This window comes from Pedobacter sp. R-06, assembly GCF_049913135.1.
GTDB lineage: Bacteria > Bacteroidota > Bacteroidia > Sphingobacteriales > Sphingobacteriaceae > Pedobacter.
Window position 1 is genome coordinate 1,013,684 of record NZ_CP183977.1, and the last position, 20,055, is coordinate 1,033,738.

The 20,055-nt window shown below is 39.1% G+C and carries 11 protein-coding genes; all 11 read left to right on the forward strand.

Features of this window, described 5'->3' with window-relative positions:
• The first annotated feature begins 844 nt into the window (after positions 1–844).
• From ACN9MR_RS04390 to ACN9MR_RS04440, 11 genes are read left to right on the forward strand one after another with little or no spacing between them, the layout of a single operon-like run.
• Positions 845–3,838: a SusC/RagA family TonB-linked outer membrane protein gene (locus ACN9MR_RS04390; RefSeq protein WP_426328409.1), complete on the forward strand. Its 2,994-nt coding sequence runs from the start codon at positions 845–847 to the stop codon at positions 3,836–3,838.
• A gap of 17 nt (positions 3,839–3,855) precedes the next feature.
• Positions 3,856–5,454 carry a RagB/SusD family nutrient uptake outer membrane protein gene (locus ACN9MR_RS04395; RefSeq protein ID WP_426328410.1) on the forward strand — a complete coding sequence of 533 codons (1,599 nt, stop codon included), beginning with the start codon at positions 3,856–3,858 and terminating at the stop codon, positions 5,452–5,454.
• A gap of 14 nt (positions 5,455–5,468) precedes the next feature.
• Positions 5,469–6,143 (forward strand): hypothetical protein, encoded by a 675-nt coding sequence (locus tag ACN9MR_RS04400; RefSeq protein ID WP_426328411.1) that lies wholly within the window; start codon positions 5,469–5,471, stop codon positions 6,141–6,143.
• A 4-nt stretch (positions 6,144–6,147) separates the two neighbouring features.
• The gene (locus tag ACN9MR_RS04405) at positions 6,148–7,194 is read left to right on the forward strand and encodes a DUF5007 domain-containing protein (protein WP_426328412.1); all 1,047 of its coding nucleotides are present in this window, start codon (positions 6,148–6,150) and stop codon (positions 7,192–7,194) included.
• Positions 7,195–7,229: 35 nt separating this feature from the next.
• Positions 7,230–10,388 (forward strand): SusC/RagA family TonB-linked outer membrane protein, encoded by a 3,159-nt coding sequence (locus ACN9MR_RS04410; RefSeq protein ID WP_426328413.1) that lies wholly within the window; start codon positions 7,230–7,232, stop codon positions 10,386–10,388.
• A gap of 11 nt (positions 10,389–10,399) precedes the next feature.
• Entirely contained in the window at positions 10,400–11,941 is a 1,542-nt protein-coding gene (locus tag ACN9MR_RS04415; protein ID WP_426328414.1) for a RagB/SusD family nutrient uptake outer membrane protein, read from the forward strand.
• Between the two features lie 11 nt (positions 11,942–11,952).
• Complete coding sequence (locus tag ACN9MR_RS04420) at positions 11,953–12,690, forward strand: fasciclin domain-containing protein (protein ID WP_426328415.1); 738 nt, start codon at positions 11,953–11,955, stop codon at positions 12,688–12,690.
• Between the two features lie 30 nt (positions 12,691–12,720).
• Positions 12,721–14,406 carry a DUF5008 domain-containing protein gene (locus ACN9MR_RS04425; RefSeq protein WP_426328416.1) on the forward strand — a complete coding sequence of 562 codons (1,686 nt, stop codon included), beginning with the start codon at positions 12,721–12,723 and terminating at the stop codon, positions 14,404–14,406.
• A gap of 25 nt (positions 14,407–14,431) precedes the next feature.
• Complete coding sequence (locus tag ACN9MR_RS04430; protein WP_426328417.1) at positions 14,432–16,165, forward strand: LamG-like jellyroll fold domain-containing protein; 1,734 nt, start codon at positions 14,432–14,434, stop codon at positions 16,163–16,165.
• 17 nt (positions 16,166–16,182) lie between these two features.
• Entirely contained in the window at positions 16,183–18,141 is a 1,959-nt protein-coding gene (locus tag ACN9MR_RS04435) for a M60 family metallopeptidase (protein WP_426328418.1), read from the forward strand.
• A gap of 11 nt (positions 18,142–18,152) precedes the next feature.
• Complete coding sequence (locus ACN9MR_RS04440; RefSeq protein ID WP_426328419.1) at positions 18,153–19,856, forward strand: LamG-like jellyroll fold domain-containing protein; 1,704 nt, start codon at positions 18,153–18,155, stop codon at positions 19,854–19,856.
• The last annotated feature ends 199 nt before the right edge of the window (positions 19,857–20,055 follow it).

Below are 20,055 nucleotides of genomic sequence, written 5' to 3' on the forward strand. Positions count from 1 at the left end.
TACAGCTGATAAAACGATTTATTTATTGTTTTTCAAGATTATAAACAGCAGTTTTTTTAAGTAGCTTATTATGTTGGTGTTTTGCTGATTAAGAACAGAAATTACTTAAAAATAGTATATTTTATTTAATAGCTTTTAAAGAAAAAATTGCCTAATGGGGTGTTGGGGCTCGTTTTTTATAAAAAAACAAACGTTTGCGCTTAATTTGTTAAATGTCTTTTTAGAGTTACAAAATTCACGAAAACTGTATGGCATTTCTGGGGATAGGCGAACCTGGATATGAATCGTTAAGCCTGATTTTAGTAACCAATCAAACTGTTATTTAAAGCTTTTTCCTTAACAGTTATTCGTTATCAAAATATCGTTTATAAAAATTATAAAAATTAGTTGATTAATACCGCTCTTTAATGTGTATCGCTATTTATGGCTTTGTTTACTGCGCATTTTTTAAGCAAACGTTTGCGTTAAGAAAAAATAAAAAACAACTTTCTTAATATATACCTTGCATTAACAAATCATAACTAGCCGATATTTTATTTTAGTATTACGAGCAAAAAGAATCTTGTCAACCAACAAGAAAACAAATAGTAATTAAAATAACCAAAGAACCTCTAACCAAGGGATATAACAAACAAGCAAACAAAAACTAATCATTCTTATGCAAGATAAGTTGCGTTAAGAATTAATATTAATCAATCTTAAACCACATTCCATGATCAAAAATTTTACTTTTTGTCTTCAGGCATCGCTTTGTCCAAAATTTCGAATAGAGACAATTTCTTAATTACATTTTAACAATCAAGTTTCTTCTTTAAACACTTAAACTTTTAATTAAACTAATAAAATGGTTAAAATTTATACAAGCGTTTGTATTGCCTTGTTTTTATCTGTTTTTGGATCACAATCTTTATATGCCCACGGGGCATGGCTTAAAACGGCTAATGGTAGTTATTTTGTTTTTCAACAAGATACTACAAAAGTTAAAAAAGATTCGTCCGCTTATTCCATTAAAACCGATACAATTGGCCAAATGGTAAGAGCACTACAGAAATTTAAAACAGTGCGCGATACGATTAACATCCGTTCCTCAACACCTGTTCCCAATTTATCGTTACAGCAAATTATTAAAGGTAATCTGGCTGGGGTTTATGTACAAGAACCAAATGGCGAACCTGGAACTGAGCAAAGCATTATCATACAAGGTACGTCTGGTTTACTCTTTAATAAGAAAGATATTTATGCTTTACAACCTGCTGTTTATTTAAATGGTGTGCCACTGGTAGCTGATAATCCTTTTGCATTTGATGTACAGAAATATGACTACAATAGGATTGGCCCTGCAACTAATTTGTTATCTCAGGTGGATATTAATAATATTCAGTCTATTACTGTAATTAAAGATCCTTTCGAGTTAGCTAAACTTGGTCCGAATGCAGCGAATGGAGCCATATACATTACCACTAAAAATGCTAAGGCCGGGCTTAGGGATATTAGTTTAAACTCTTATTTCGGTTATGTAACAGCTCCACAAGTGAATACTGTTAATGGTGTTTATGAAAATAATTTTAGAAGCCGGTTTTATCAAAAATATAATCCAACAGGCAGTCCTGCTTCTTATTTAAGAGATTCTACAAATGTGGCTTATTTTGGCCCTTCAAACTGGACAGATTTATATTATCAGAATACACCGACTTTTTCTGCCGATTTAGGGATTACAGGTGGAACGGAAAGGGCAAATTTCAGGTTTTTTGGATCAGGGACTAAGAATGCCGGTAATGCCGACGATACAGGATTAAACCGGTACAATTTGTTTTTCGGGATAAATATGGCGCCTTTTAAATGGCTTACTGTATCAAGTACGGTTAATACGGCCCGTTTAGACCGTAACAGGAACAAAAGTTTGCGAGATCGTTTTGCGGAAACACGTTATATACCCGATTTGAGCAGTCCGCTTTCTCCAAATGCAGAATCTTATGCTACATACTTAACTCAAAATGATAGAAGTGTTGATAACAACCGCTCTACTGTATTAAACGGAAATTTAAGTTTAAGTGCAAAGGTGAATAAATTTACAATTTCTACTACAGGTTTGTTTAATTACAACGAAGGGATTAGGGATTATTTTATACCATCAACCTTGCTGGCGGGTATCAGTTACATCTCTAACTATTTTGGATATAGCCAAAGGGTTTCACTCAACAACAGTATTAGCTATAAATATGATATCAATAAAAACCATGTTATTGATTTGGAACTTGGACAGAGTTTACAGGGCGATACCTACAAATATAATTATGCAAGAGCCTACAATGGCCCGAATGATTATGTGAAACTGACTTTTGTAGATGGTAACCCAACCAAAGATGGAGCTGATAACCCAGATTATCTCAACGTACTGTCTAATGGCAATTTTTATGTATTCAGGTATATAGATAAGGAGCGTAATAACTTAATGTCGTTTTATGGATCGGCAAAATACGCTTATAAAAGCCTGTTTACCTTAAGTGCTTTATTGAGAAGAGATGGTACCTCTAATGGTCAGCCAGATAGCCGTTGGGTAACTACCCCTGCATTTAATGCCAACTGGAATTTAAAAGAACAGTTTCTAAAAGGCAGTAGCATAATTGATGCATTACATTTAAGCGCAGGCTGGGGCAGAACTTTAAGGGTTTTCCAGGATGACCGTTTTGCTGCAGGGCCACAGTACCGTTCAGAAAATGGATGGGAAGAAGAGCCAACTATACCGGGTTATGGTGGTCTATTGGGCATTAACCGTCCATATAATAGTGGTTTTATCGGTTACAACATTAGCCTTCCTTTTGCCGATCGTACCAGCGTAACTTTAGATGCATCATTTTTAAACAGTCGAGTTAATGCTGCTTTAACGGTATACAATCGTGAAGATAAAAACAGCGTAATCGGATTGCCTGTAGCCGTTGAAACAGGTTATTCTACCCAATATAAATCGGGTATGAATATCAACAACAAAGGGGTAGAATTTTTGGTTAATGGTGCGGTGTTACAACAAAGCAATGGCTTAACCTGGAATACTGGCCTAAATTTAAGCTATAACAAAAATAAACTCTCGGCATTGCCAGAGAGCTTAAACGAATTAATTTACCAGAACGACAATAAGTTACAGGTAGGGAAATCGGTAGGCAGTTATTGGTTATATACTAACCAAGGTATTTATAACAGCGATGCTGAAGTACCTGCCGGAAGAACTTTTAACGGTATTCCTTTAAAAGCCGGTGATCCGAAATGGGTTGATTACAATAACGATAACCGCATCGACAGTAAAGACAAAGTATTAACCGGCGATAGATTGCCAAAATTTGTGGGCGGCTGGAATAATACCATTGCTTACAAAAACTTTGATTTAAACTTCAATTTCATTTTTGCTGCAGGACAAAAAGCCATTAACCAATACGAGGCAACCCGTTACGGTTTTGTAAACCGCGAGGCCGGAAACGATATAAACTCGGTTAAAGAAGTTTCTTCATGGCAATCGTTCGATAACGAGAAAAATTATCCGATATACAATCCATGGAGCCCTGTAGATGCTTACCGTACCGATCAGGACCTGTTTTTGGAAAGTGCTTCTTATGTAAAATTAAGATCAGTTACCCTGGGTTACGATTTCAGTAAAACAGGTTTATTCAAAAAAGCCGGGGGAAAAATCAGGAGAGCTTATTTATATGCTACAGCCTTAAACGTATTTACACTGACCGATTTTTCGGGTGTTGATCCAGAACTGATCAATTACAATGGAATATACGACGGTGCAAATATCACTATCCCACGAACATTTGTTTTAGGCTTCAAACTCGATTTATAAAATATACCATTATTGATATGAAATATTCTAATTATAAAATTAGTATCTACAGGTCGGCTACCCTAGTGTTAATACTAACCATGGTTGGTATGGGTAATTTCTCCTGTAAGAAAATTGATGATGTACAATCAACAAGATTAGCTACCGAAGAAAGTAACTGGAAAACGCTGGAAGACGCCCGTGCAAACTTACTTTCGGTATATGGCCTGATGCGTTCGGCTACGGTATCAGACAATACCCATTGGTTAATGGGCGATTTACGCCAGGGCGATTTTCAGATCACCAACAGAGCAGATCTTAAATCTATTGTTACGGGGCAGTTAAATGCGCAGTACCCTGTAATTAACAGGATTACAAACTGGCGCAGGTTTTATGCCGTAGTTAATGCTGCGAGTTTATTTATTGAGCGCTCTAAACAGATTATACCATTAGATTCGCGTTATACGCAGATAAACAATAATGTAGATGTTGCACAGGCCAGAATATTAAGGGCATTTGCCTATTTCTATATGGTAAGGATCTGGGGCGATGTGCCTTTGTTAACCTCATCGCACGATGGTGATTTTGTACAGTTGCCAAGAACAGCTAAAGAGAAAGTTTTACAGTTTGCAACAACCGAGCTATTGGCTGCAGCACAGGTAGTACCTTTTAAATATGGCGGCGATGACCCTATTTTACCTGGGCTTTATTATGGTGCAGGCTGGGCAAGCTGGAACGGCAATATTTTTACCCGGTTATCGGCCTATATTATTTTGGCCCACATTGCGGCCTGGCAGGGCAATTACCTGGATGCAGCCACCTATTCAAAATTTGTATTGGACAATTATACCAAATCGAACGGAAGTGGATCTAACGGGATTGTTTATTTGGATATGGACGCCCTAACGGAGAACGTAAACTACTATAGTCCGTTTGCGTTTAAACGTGCTACAGTACTGGTAGGCTTTCCATTTGAGGCAGGTAATGGTTTATCAACCGCTAACGGCCATATTGAGCAGTTAACCCTGGCATCGCCGTTTATCCCTAAAACACAGCCCGAAATGTTTGTGCCAAAGGATAGTATCCTTAAAATATTTACCGATCCCGGAGATTTAAGGTTCAGTATTAACCCTTTAACAGGTTTATACCGCACCAATTATTTTTACAACTTCCCTTCTGAGCAGCCCATTTTTAACAAGATAAAAGTGATTTACACAGCTCAAACCTCTGGTAACTTAACCTTATTCAGTTCTACCATGCTATTTAGCCGCATCGAGGAAATTACCTTGCTTAGGGCTGAGGCGTGTGCGGTATTAGGACAACGAGATGAAGCCATTTCGGCATTAAACAAAGCAGCAAATTTAAGAGGAACGGTTACTTATAATCCTGCATCGGGTAAAGATTTGGTTGATGCCATTTTTGAAGAACGCAGGAGAGAGTTAATGGGTGAAGGCTGGAGATGGTACGATATTGTACGTTACAACAGGCTTAAAAATGCGACCGGCACCTTCATCAAGAAAAACGGTGTGTCACTTACATTCACACAGTTTGAACGTGCAGGAGGTATTTACTGGCCAGTGTCTCAAGATGTAATCAATGCAAATCCATCGGTTACCCAAAATCCATACTGGCAATAATCAATCATTAGATCATGAAAAAGAAATTATATAAGCATAGCCTATTGTTGCTAATAGCCGTAATGGGTATTTATTTAAGTGCCTGCAAAAAAAGCGATTCTCCTTATTACGATTATACCAATACGGTACAAACCTATAATGGTACTGCATTGGATTATTTGAAATCGAAACCCAACACTTTTGATTCGCTGCTTTTGGTATTGAACCGTTTCCCTTTTTTGAAGGACTCTTTAACCAACCAGAAAGTAACTCTTTTTGCACCGGTAAACGAAAATTTTGCGGCCTCGGTTAAATATTTGAACCAAACCAGAAAAGCGGAAGGAAAAACACCCATTTATTTAAGTACTGCAGATCCGTTGGAATTGGCTTTTATGCTTTCAAAATATATTGTAAGGGGAAACTTAACATCTGCTACTTATGCCAGTACAGTTGATGGTATTTCGGTTACAACAGTAGCCTCCAATTATCCTATGCATGTAAAAGCGCTACAGGCAAATGCATCCGGTTTTGTAGGTGGAGGTGCCACTACACTCGAATATAGCGATATGTATGGCTCAACCATTAGGCTTAACTGGGTAACCACCAATACCAACGCCATTAACATCAAAACCAATAATGCAACCATAAATATTTTAACCCCGCTGCACAATTTTGGGTTTGATGAATTTACATACAGATTAGACCAATAGCCTTATGAAGATAAAAACTAAAAAATACTTTCTTAGTGTAGCGATAATGCTAACAGGCATGATGCTCGTATTGGTATCGTGTAAGAAAAATTTACCTGATAATAGATTGTCTATCGCTAATGATAGCCAGTACACACAATATCTATATCAGCCTACATTGGGTAGAAATACCTTATTTACCAACAATTTTACCTATGGTAACTCAAGCAGACCTCTGGATTTTAAAATTGTGAACATGCGCACGTTTGGTGGGGAGCCTGCTCCTGAACTAACCAAACTTTATCCCGTTAAGGTATGGAAAACAGCTTATGATGGCACGGAAAAATCGCTGGCCGAGATCGAGGCCAAACGCGTAATCGAAAACCACCCTTTGTTTGAAGTACGTCCGCATTCTGGTGAGTTTTTAATGTGGGCAGAAGCCAATTCGAACATGATTAAAGCACAACCAGATTCAGGTTATGTTTTTGATGTAGAAATGTCAAATACCGGTGGAAGGAAATATTTTCAGAATTTCCGCCTTAGTCCACTGCGCGAACGCCCTTATGAGCCATCACCATTAGATCCGATAACAGGGCAGGGAACATCAACCTCTATTAGTCCTGCCGGTTTATTTATTACCGGTACAAGAACCAATCAGTTTTTATCATCAAGTGATGTGGCCGTGGTTTTTAATAAACTGCCAAAAGGATTGCCTGGCTATTCCGGACATAGCATCAGTTTCAAATTTATAGATACGCTCGCTCAGGTTATCGATCCAAATAAGTTCGCTTTAACTGATTGGGGCAATTTGGTACATGGTTTCAATATGGTAAAAGATGCAACCAAAGTGAAGTTTGATATAGCTTATCCGATTCCTTTAACTGCATATCCTACAAAATATACCACTACAGATGGTGGTGCGGCAAGGGTGGTATTTAGGTTCGACAGGCAGGCATTTGGTGCAGTTTTACTCCACTGTTATCTCGCCTTAAATTTTAAGATCTACGAGGAGGGAGATTGGGAAATTATCTTTCAGTTCAAGAACGACAAACCAAAATTTGATAACGACTGATGAAACAAACTAAATCCAAACAAAACATATTTCCAATGAAGTATTTTTACAGCATAGTAATTTTATTGATTTTTGGTTTGCACAATCTCGCCCTGGCACAACAGCAAATTGCGGTTACAGGTACAGTTTACGATGGCGAATCAAAAAAGAAAGAAACCATGCCAGGTGTAAGCATTTTAAGTGCTGGCAGGGTTTTGGGTCAAACCGATGGCGATGGCCGTTATAGGGTTACCGTAGCATCAAATGCAGAAATTACCTTTAAATATTTAAGTTACGTAACACAAACCATCAAGGTAAACGGAAGAACCACCATCAACCTTACTTTACAGGGCGATAACGCTACCCTTAAAGAAGTTACGGTTACTGCAGGTTATCAAACCAAAACCAGAACTTTATCTACAGGTTCTACTGTAAGCATTTCGGGTAAGGATATCCAAGGACAGCCTGCGAGTGATGTCATGTCGCTTTTACAAGGTAAAGTTGCCGGTCTTAACATTCAGAATAACACTGGTGCACCGGGTTTCAGGGGTTCTATTACCTTACGTGGTATTTCTAATATCAACGTATCAGGTTCAGGAAGTTCGAGTTTCCTGACCCCAACTTCACCATTGTTTGTAATTGATGGGGTACCTGTTGATGACAATACCAATTATTCGTACGGTTTTCAACAAGCAGGGCCGGGTGTATCGCCTATCTCGCAGATCCCACCAGAGGATATTGAAGACATTACCACATTAAAAGATGCCGCTGCTACCTCATTATATGGATCGAGGGGGGCTTATGGGGTTATTTTGGTAACTACCAAACGTGGTAATTCTAAAGTACCGGTAGTTCGTTATACGGGTGCATCTTTCTTTTCAATGGTTCCTCAACTGCGTAACGTTATTGGAGGTAAAGGTGAGCGTTTATTGCGGATCAATCAGATTCTGCAGAATGATACCAGTTATAACCATGCCATAGATATGGTCAATTTTAATCCCATTTTAGCGGATAGCTTAAATGCATATTTCAATAACTCGACAGACTGGCAATCCTATTTTTACAGAAACACCTTTAACCAAACCCATAATGTAAGCATTTCGGGCGGTGATGTGGCTTTTAACTATAAAGTGGGCTTAGGAGCTTATGATGAAACCGGGATTCAGGAGAATACAGGCTACTCAAGGTATAACCTCAATATGAACATGCAGTATAACCCCAGTCCTAAATTTAAATTGGTGGGGCAGTTGCAAAATTCCATCCAAAAACAACAAACGGGAAGTGGCAATGGGTTGTTAAACAGTGGTTTGTCAACTACAGGTCAAGCCTCAAGCTTATTGCCTTCACCATCGCTGTTCTCATCTCAAAGTGGCGTATTGGCACAATTGCAAACGGATAACGATAATAAATCATTACAAACATTTGCAACCATTAATGCAGAATACGAGCTTTTTAAGAACTTTAGGATTGCTACTTTCTTAAATTATACCAATAGCACCGGTACTAAAGATAATTTTTCGCCGGCAGCGTTAAACGGAAATCAATCTAAATATTATACTTATGACGATCGTGCCACCAAGTTGTACAACCGTAACCAGTTCTCTTATGTATATGGTTTAAAAGATGCTTCAGGTGAGGATTCGCATACGTTTAACTTATTTGCTTTTACGGAGATCAACTCGAGCTTTTTTAAAGCCGATGCTATTTTGAACGAAAAAGGAGTTAACGATCAGTTAAGGGGCCCTTTAACCAATATGACCGATTACCTGACCTCTTTGGGCGGAACTATCGATTATAATGATGCCAGGAGTGTGGCTTTTGCAGGTGCATTTTCTTATAACTACAAACAAAAATATGTATTGGATATTAATTACCGTTTAGATGCCAACTCGGCCAATGGTGAAAATGCCCGCTATGTTGCCAATCCATCTTTTGCCTTAAAATGGAACTTTAACAAAGAAAAGTTTTTACAGAACATTAAATGGGTCGATTATGCAGATATCCGTTTAAGTTATGGTTCTAACATACAACCAGTGGGTGGAGTTTTTGATGCCTATGGTAAATATGTAGGAGGAAACCGTTATAATAATGCCAATTCTATCATATTGGATCTAAAAAGGTTGCCAAATTTAGATTTGCAACCTACAAGAGCAACCACTTACAACGCTGGTATCGATTTTAGTTTGTTCCAAAACCGTTTCTCGTTCGTTTTTGATACCTATTATAAACAAAATGATAATATTTTCAGATACAAGGATATTTCAAGTGCCAATTCATTTGAAACAGTTGCCTCTAACGAAATCAGTAACGTAAACTATGGATGGGAATTCCAAACAACTGCCCGCCCACTAAGTCCTACAAGTCCGTTTAAGTGGACAGTATCAGCAAACTTGGCCATCAACAGGGAAATTTTGGCACAATTGCCTGATAATTTGAGAGATTTTATTTATTATGATAAAGCCTTACAACAAGACACTTATTACCGCTTAGGTACCAACTCATTATCTAATTACCTATATAATACAAAAGGTGTTTACTCTACCAATGCCCAGGTACCGGTTGATCCAAATACAGGTTTGCCTTACCGCGTAGGGGGCACCGGTCGTTTGAATTATTTTAGAGCAGGCGATCCCATTTTTACCGATCTGGATGGAAATTATGTACTTGATGGTAACGACAGGGTAATTGCGGGTAATTCGCAGCCGCAGATAACAGGAGGTTTTTATTCCTACCTGCAATGGAAAAACTGGAGTGTAGAGGTAAATACTTCCTTTACCCTGGTCCGCGATATCATCAATAACCCTTTGGGTAAACAATTACAGAACTATACCAATTTTAAACAGTTAGGGAGTTTGGTACCACTGGATCAGCTGAACTATTGGAGTGCACCAGGTCAGAATGCTGCTTATGCTAACCCACTTGATTTTGTGCGCGCTGGTATTATCGATCCTTTTAGGTTAAATCAAACGGCTTTTCAGGAAGATGGCTCTTACTTTAAGTTAAACTCGATTAAAGTGTATTACATCTTTGATAAGAAATTTACCAGCAGGTTCGGAATGAACAGGGTAAGTATCAACGCTACTGCAGCAAACCTTGGCTTTATTACACGCTACTCTGGTCCAAATCCTGAAAATGTGACCAGTTTAGGTAGAGATGACTCAGGAGGTTATCCCTCACCCAAGCAGTTTACATTAGGTTTAAACATTGAGTTTTAAAAATTAGACAGATGAAAAATACAAAATACATAATTCTGATTGCTGCACTGGTTTTTACTGCCTTTGGCTGCAAAAAATTTCTAAACGTAACACCAATTGAAGCGCAGAGTGGGAATAACTTTTGGAAAACACGTGAAGATGTAGAGGGATTTACAAACGGGATTTACTCGAGGTTAAAATCAAAAGTGGCAGGAACACCAACCTTTTTTAATGAGGATGACCGCGCGTTCTTCCCAGCATTAGAAATGAGAGGGAATAAGGTTGCTATAGGGAGCTTAAGTAACGATGGTGCAAATACTTTTATTGCCCTTTCGGGTAACAATATGAAATTTATTGTTGCCAGTTCTGGAAGGTTTAATGGCATGATGAAAAACATCATGAGCTGGAAAGAATGGTATGATGTAGTTGCTGCGGCCAACATCTTATACTTCGAAGTTGATAAAGTGCCTTCGTCAAGTTTGCCAGATGCTGATAAGAAACGCTATAAAGCTGAAGCTGTGTTTTTGCGCAACCTGAGTTACATGTTTATCTGTAAATTATTTGGTGATGCCATTTATTATACAGATGCTTACCACAGTACTCCACTGGGCAGAACGCCGCAGGTAACGGTGTTGAACAGGTGTATCGAAGATATGACTACGGCAAAAAATGATCTGCCTAATTTCTACAACGATGCGACATCTAACGGTTTCAGGCCTACAAGAGCATCGGCAGTGGCGCTGTTAATGCATTTAAACATGTGGGCTGCAGCATGGGATACCGGGGTTAAAACCAAATATTATGATGCGGTAAAAACACTGGCTACCGAACTGGATACTTATAGTAATTATAAGATATTGCCAATTACCCCTGCCAATACCCTGAAAATTTTTAAAGGAAGGAGTTCTGAGAACCTGTTCGGCATTTTACAGGACTTTAACTATGGCGAAGGATTTTCTTTACCAGCAGGTTTATCCTATTATTTATCACATTACCCCTATCAGGGCAATGTAACCAAAACGCAAAGTTCTATAGCTTATTCAACAGATTATATCCGTAAACTTTATCCTCCGGGATCTGCAGATGCAAGGATAACCACCTGGTTTGAAAACTATGATGCTCAGGGTGGAGCTTTCCAGTTTAAAAAATTTGCAAATATTTATTCAACCGGATCAGGCAGTGCCATATCCATCACAAGTGATGATAGTGCCATTATTTTCAGGTTACCTGATTGCTATTTATTAACTGCTGAAGCACTTGCAGAGCTTGGCGACGAAGGTGGAGCAAGAGATTTTGCAAATAGGGTAACTGTAGCAGCCAATGCGCCACTGATTACGCAGAGCGGACAGGATTTAAAAGACGAAATTTATAAAGAGAGATGCAGGGAGCTAATTGGCGAAGGACAGTTCTTTTTCGATCTGGTGAGAACAAAGAGGGTATTGAATTCTGATTTTACCAATGCTCCGATGTCAGTAGCCAGCCTAAATGCTGGTGCCTGGACATGGCCGCTTACTATTACCGCTGCCGAGCGTAGCGCAAACCCAAATTTAATCGGTAATAATTATTGGAACTAATAGATATGAAGATGAATTATAAAACACTGCTATTTTCAGTAATCTGTGTATTGTCAGTTTTAACCGGCTGTAAAAAATACTATATGGAAACGGGTTTACACGAAGCAAAATATAATGGAAACATTATGCAGTACATGGAAGAAAAGAAACCATTTTTCGATTCGACCCTAACAGTGATCAAATTGGCCGGTTTGGCCGACGTGGTTAGCAAAGAGAACATTACATTTTTTGCGCCGCCAAGCGGCTCGATTTTTAAATCGGTTAAGGCTTTAAATATCAGATTGAGGTCGACAGGTAAAGATACTGTTTCTCAATTATCGCAGATCAAACCTGAAGTTTGGAAAAATATATTATCACAATATATATTCAAAGGCAGCAATCGTTTAAAGGATTATCCTCAGCGTGATACTCTATCTTACCTCGCTTTTCCGGGCCAGGGTTATACATCTTATAGCGGCAGGATTATGAACATCGGGGTGATTTTTAACGATGCGGTAATATTAAGCGACAAAGGAGAAGAACTTTCGAGGGTAGCTTATGCGGGTTACCGCCAGTTATACCTTGCTTACATTCCCGATCTGTCCAACCCTCAGGTATCATTGGTCAATATTCCGGTTGCTACGTCTGATATTCAGCCTACCAACGGTGTATTACATGTGCTGACTAAAATCATACATAATTTTGGTTTTAACACCAATATTTTTATCGAGCAGGCCATATCCGCGGGTATTAATCCACCAACAAAATAGGCCTATTATCTCATCCATAAATTGAATAAAATGTTAACTAACATAAAATATAAATTTAAGCTGTTTTTGTTCGGGGCAATATGCTTAACAATAGCTTTAGTTTCTTGCCAAAAGGAAAAGGGCCTCGGCGAAGATCCTTATGCTGGGGGTAAGAAACCATTGGATCTCACTTTCGTTTCCAAAACAATCGAACCAGATGTGGTAAATGCCGGAGATGTTTTAACAGTAAGGGTAAAAGGCCTTAGTAAATACATCAACGATTTTAAAGTATATGTAAATGAAATAGAAGCCGAAGTGGTTACTGGATCTACAAACGATACCACTTTAACGTTCAAAGTTCCTTTAACTGCCAGTACGGGCAGCATGTGGATTACTTCACAGGGACAAAGTTTTTTCGGCCCAGTTGTTAAAGTTGGCGGTAAAGTAAGTGTTGATGCCAGCTGGAAAGTGATTAATGGTGCAACAAACAACAGCAACAATGGCTTTAGCCTTAGTACCATATACGATATTGAGGCTTTACCTGGAGGCAACTATTTTCTGGGTGGTGCCTTTAACGACTTTGAACTAAATGGAACCGAAAAACTGCCCATTGGAGGCATTGCTCAGATTTTAGGCAATGGAGCTTACTCTACGAGCGGCGTTAATTTTGGAAAAGGCGCGGGTGGTGCCGATAAATCAATCTATTCTATTACCCGCATCCCAACTGGGTCACAGGCTGGTAAATACATCATTGGTGGTAGTTTTACCAGTTTTAACTCTACACGCATCAACCGCCAAACCTTAAATAATGTGGCCCGTTTAAATACTAATGGTACATTAGATAGTTTGATCCTCAGGGATGTAATTAATCCTAAACCTCAGGAAACCTATAAAAATGGCGATACCGTTGCAGCCTTTAATGCAGGTGTTGATGGCTTGGTTAGAAAAACCTTTGTATTTAATGAGCAGGTTTACCTTGTAGGTAACTTTAATAACTACAAACGCATGTATTTGCCAAATTCCAGCTATGATGAAAAAGTGTACGATTATACACGTATGCGCCAGGTAGTAAGGGTAAATATGGATGGTACGATGGATTCTACTTTCCACTATAACAAATCCACCCGTCAAAGTGCAATCGGTGCTAACGGTGTCATTTTAGATGCCATGATGCAGAACGATGGAAAGCTGATCCTGGTGGGTACATTTAGTACGTTTAATGGAACACAGGCCAATAGAATTGTAAGGTTAAACCTTGATGGTAGCGTAGATAACAGTTTTAATGCTGGTTCTGGTGCCAATAGCGACATTATTTCAATCAGGTATAACGCTAACACGAATAAAATTGTGGTAGGAGGTACTTTCACCAGTTTTAATGGTAAAGCGGCATCAGGTATTAACCTGTTAAATGCTGATGGCTCTAATGTAACAACCTTCACTGGCCAGCCGATTACAGGAGGCATTACCAATTTTGTGGGGCAGCTTAACAATGGGAAAATTATTGTAAGTGGTTCTTTTAACAAGTATGGCGATTATCTCCGTCAGGGTTTTATGGTGTTAGAAGCCAACGGACAGCTAGCAGTAGGGTATAACAATACCGGTGGTTTTCAGGGAGCAATTTATGATATGGTAGAAACTACAATTGCTACGGGTTCGCAGGTGATTTTAGTGGGCGATATTCTTCGTTTTAACGGCACCTTACCACACAATATCATACGCCTGAATTTTGCCAATTGATCATATAGTTTCAAATATAAAAGAGATGAAAAAAGGATTTACATTAACAGCAACCTTTAAATATTTGGGCTTTTGCCTGGTATTTGGGCTATTCCTTATGGCCACTGGGTGTAATAAGGATTTTGAAAATACATTGCCACAAAATTTCAGAAACGATACACTAGGTTTAGGGGCCGGTAAAAAGGTACTTTATATCGTTTTGGATGGCGTAACTGGTGCAGCAATAAAAGCACTGGCACCCACCAACCTGGCTCAGATTAATGCCAAAGCCACCTACACTTACGAAGGTTTGGCTGATAATAAATATAACGTAATTACCAATGCCTCGGCCTGGACAACCATGCTAACCGGCTACGATTATACCAAGCACAATGTAACCAGCGAAGATTTTTCGGGTTTAAACCTACAAACTACCCCTACGGTTTTCACGAGGATTAAAAGTTCGCTCAATAATGCCAGAACAGTTTCAATCGCCTCAACAACAGTTTTTAATGATAAACTGGCAGGCGATGCAACAATAAAACAAAATTTGGCAGACGATGCTGCTGTAAAAACTGGAGTGGTAACGGAGTTAACCACTAACAACCCATCAATGGTAGTGGCACAGTTTCACAGCGCTGAAACGGCTGGAGCAGCTAATGGTTATACCGCTGCTACACCTGCTTATGCGGCCGCTATAAAAAGCATAGATGGTTATATAGGCGAAATACTAACTGCGCTAAAAGCAAGAAAGGGATATTCCGGAGAAAACTGGTTGGTGGTAATTGCCTCAAATAAAGGTGGTGGTCCATCTGGAGGTGCCCCTGGCTCTAATATTTTTAACGATGTTTCACGAAATGCATATATCGCTTTTTATAATCCCCGCTTTTCGTCGGTATTGATTTCACAGCCAGATCCTAATAGCTATCCATTCGTAGGCACGGGTCCACGTTTTATCGCAACAACCAATTCTAATGTTACCGCTATTCAAAATAATACGTCGATTGGTAATTTTGGTACCACAGGCGATTTTACCTTTATGTTCAAATTTAGGGATGATTATGGTCAGGCAAATTATTATCCGATGTTCCTGGCAAAAAGAAATGCCTTTAATTCGGTTTCGTCAACAGGATGGGGCTTTCTGTTCGGTGCCAACTCTGCACAGTTAGATTGGGGCGGTACTCCACGTCCGGGCTTTGGGATTGATATCCGTGACGGACGCTGGCACACTGTAGCCTTTACCATTGGCCTGTTAAACGGTGTAAGAACACTTACTCTATATGTTGATGGGCTAACCAGGTATTCGGGATCTATAAACGGAAGAAATATAGATAACAACACCCCGCTTAGGTTAGGCGGTGATGTTGGAACTGATGGCAATACCCAAACCAATCTTTTAATCAGAGATGTAGCCTTGTTTAACGTAGCGATGTCTGCAACAGATGTGGCTGCCATTATGAGAACACAGATTAAGCCGAGTACTCCATTTTATAACAATTTGTTAGGCTTTTGGCCAGGAAACGAAACAAGCGGTACCGCGATGCTGGATCAATCGGGCAAAGGAAATAATTTTACTTATAGCAGTAACGTAACATTTGCTGGTTTCGAAGAAATTTCGCCAAACATCTCGCCCGATATTTCTCCTGCAGCCTATCTTTCTGTACCTAACGGGGTCGATATTCCACTACTTATTTACAATTGGTTAAATATTGCTGTTTCTCCTCAATGGGGCTTAGCAGGCAGATTGTATATTCCAACTGTATCATTACCGACTAATTAACTTTAAATATTGATAAAATGAAATTTAATCAATTAACTAAAATATTTGGCCTGTCTCTTTTAGTAGCATTTACTGCTTGTAAAAAGTATGGCTATGAAGTTCCGGATGGATATCCTGACAATTCGCAGAACGTAGCTGAAGGAACCATAGATACCAACATGAAACTGATCGATAAATCGATGTATGCCAAGGCAAGGGTATTTCCCGGTTTGGTAGATCAATCAGAGCCGAGGGTAAAAGATGCTCAGTTTACATTGGATTTGAATTTTACTGATCAAACTGCGCAAAATTTAAGAATTTCTGAGGCACCGTCACCACAATACAGCACAGGTTATTATGCAGCTCCGGGCGAGCTAATCAAAATTGTGGTACCAGCAGGTGTTGATGGATTAACCGTTCAGATCGGGGCACATACCGATAACCTGGCAGGCAAATCTCCACTACTGCGTGATCCTGTGATATATAACAGGAAAAAATTGGTTTCCGGGGTAAACTATATCCGTAACCTCTATGGTGGTCATATTTACATCTTAGCTACCTTTGCTTATACTAATCCTGTTACTTTTACCATCACAGGTGCTGTGGTATCGCCCGATTTTATTTTGGGCCAAACCAGCGACGCCGATTGGGTAGCTAAAGTAAAAGCCTCGCAAGTACCTTGGTTAGAACTAAGAGCTAAAAGTGTTATTTTTACCATTCCTAGAGATAAGGTATTGGCGACTTTTAATTCTAGCGAGCCCTTTACCAATCCAACTGCTGTTTTTACTAAATGGAACGATGTTTTCGCTTTAGATTACAATGCCTGGATGGGTTTATCAGATAATGCTGCTGATATTAGAGATCGTAGTCCTCAAAGTCAGTGGCGTGGGGTACTCGATATTCAACTTAGTTTAGGCTATGGCCACTCTGGTTTTCCTTTTGTAGGCTTAAACGATTCTTATTGGTTTGCCAGTTTTACCAGCTTAAATTCAATCTCTACCAGTTCGGGTCAATGGGGTACCTATCACGAGTTTGGACACAACTGTCAACAGGCAAATGTGTGGAGCTGGAGTACCTTGGGCGAAACCACCAACAACCTGTTCAGTTTTAAAGTAGCCAATAGGATTGGCGCCAACTACAATATCTTACACCCAGCTGTTTCAAGTGGTTTCCCAAAAGCCATTACTTACGCTAGCGGTACAGGAACCAAAAACTTTGATACAGATGCTGCAATGAATACAGTGGATGAAGCACCATTTATGAAAATGACGCCTTTTGTACAGATTTTTGAAAAGTATGGCTATGGCGCGATGACTTATTTATATACTGAGGCCCGTCATGCGCAGCGTTTAAATACAAACGACATTACCAAACATAACTTTGTGTACGAAAAACTATCTGATTATACCAAAACCGATTTATCACCTTTTTTCGGTGCATGGGGAATTTTGATCAGTGATGCAGTGGTCGCAAAAGTAAATGCCAAATATCCGCTACTAAAAACGGCTTTATGGACTTACAATCCACTAAACAAAACAGGGGGTACGGGTACAATTACCTACAACACCACTGTGGTATCCGTAAGTTCAGTTCAATCTGGTGACGGAACAACTGCTGCCCTGGTTGATGGCGTTGTTTCTGCCGCATCTTACTGGCATTCAAACTATGGAACGGCAACCTCTACAAACACATTAGGCTATCCTATCAATATTGTTCTAGGTACCGGATCACCTGTTCCTATAGCAGTTAAAGGTGTAACTTTTGCCCAAAGGCAAAATAATAGCGGTGGTTATGTAAAAGATGTAGAAATATTTACCAGTACCGATAATGTGAATTATGTGAGTGTAGGTACCACCACTTTACCGCAAAATACTTCAGTTTATAATTTTAACTTTCCTGGAGGTAATGTGAGTGCCAAGTTTGTAAAAGTGGTAATTAAAAGCGGTGCAAATGCCGTTTATGCCAACTTATCAGAGTGTAACCTTATTAAACCTTAACTCTCACTATTATGAAAACAAACCATAAAATATACAATATACTGCTTTGTGTTTGCACAATAGGCCTATTAACATATTCTGGCTGTAAAAAATATGCTAATCCACCAGCAATTTACGAAGACCTAAAGCCACTCTCTGCCGGGCAGCGTAAAATTTTGGTCATCAGCATCGATGGACTAACAGGTTCAGAATTACAGACTGTTGCGCCAACCAATATTACAACCCTGCAAAAGAATGCTAAATATTCTTATAATACTTTAAAAACAGCCTCTGATGCAGCAGGATGGGTATCGATGTTAACCGGTACCAGCTTTGTGAAACACCAGATCAGCACTGATAATTTCGAACGTACAGCAGGTTCGAGTGTTGATGAACACGGCACCATTGTATCTTATCGTAACGTATTTGATTATATTACGCAGTATAAATCGGTAAAAACGGCTTTCGTTACCCCATGGGCTAATTTGCGGAATTATATGAAAAATGCAGATTTTGCACCTGTCGTAACAACTGATATAGCTGTTAAGGACAGTACAGTAAGCATTCTAAATAGCCAAACTGGTTTGGGGACCATATTTGTAAACTTTAGAGAAGTTGAAGCTGCTGGCGCTAATGGAGGTTATGTAGCTGCCAATGCCAACTATAAAAATGCCATAGTAAAAGCCGATGAATATATTGGTAATATTTTAACCGCTTTAAAAGCAAGAAAAAATTACGCAAACGAAGATTGGCTGGTAATATTAACCAGTAATCATGGCGGTAGCAGTGCAAACCCAACAAATGGTTTTACCTTGGTTTATAACCCTGCTTTTAAACCATTTGAGTTAAAAAAATCAGGTTTCAATCCCGTACTTTTTAGCACCAATACCTCAAGAGCTGTTACACCAAACGACAATGGCCTCTATGATGTGGGTGATACCAAAAGCATTACCGTTCAAATGGAAACCAAATTCAATAGTACAAATGTATATTATCCAACATTTTTTGGTAAGAGTACAAATTTAAGTGGTAGCACCATTACTGGCTGGCAATGGGGGCATTATGGCGATCAATTTTCAGTTACGGTTGGAGGATCAGCAAATGGTGGTAGTGGAAAATTACAGGTAAATACAACAACAGCACCCGGAACCGATTGGCATACTTTAACCATGAGTATCAATACTACAGTGAATGCGCAAGGTGCAGCCACAGCCAGAACGCTTAAATTATATGTAGACGGTAATTTAGAAGCAACGAGTGATATCTTAGGTAGAAAAAGTTTAGCAACAACCGAAGCATTAAGGATTGGGCATAGAACGGGTGACTCCGACACGCCGACACCGTTTTACGGGGCTAATCTCGCATTTTTTAATGTGGCCCTGAGCGACGCCGTTATAAAGGCAAATGTTGGCCTTAAAGACATTACCAAACACCCTAATTATAACAATTTGGTAGGCTTTTGGCCTATGGATGAAGGTACTGAAGGTACGTTTTTCAATAAAGCACCTGTTGGTTATAACATGTCGCTTTCCGGTGTATACAATTGGGCGAACCTGGGTAATTCATATCCTCCAGGAACCACACCTGAGCCAGTTACATCATCTTTATCAATACCATCAACGGTAAGTGATGTATCTGCTCTAGCATTATATTGGATGAAAATTAATATCCTGCCTGATTTCGGTTTCGACGGTAAACCTTACCTCAAAAACTTTGAATTAGAATTTTTAAAATAGTAGTTAGTTTTCTTAGTGAGACCCTTGCCGCCTTGTGGTGGCAAAGGGTTTTTTCTTTTTAAGCTATTTACAATACAATGTAAGACATCTTTATCCTCATAAATTTAACTTCTCGGTAACATATTTAAAACTCAAACGTTTGCGCTAAAACATTTTCATCATTATCAGTTAATCATCAGTAATTTGGAGCAACAAACCA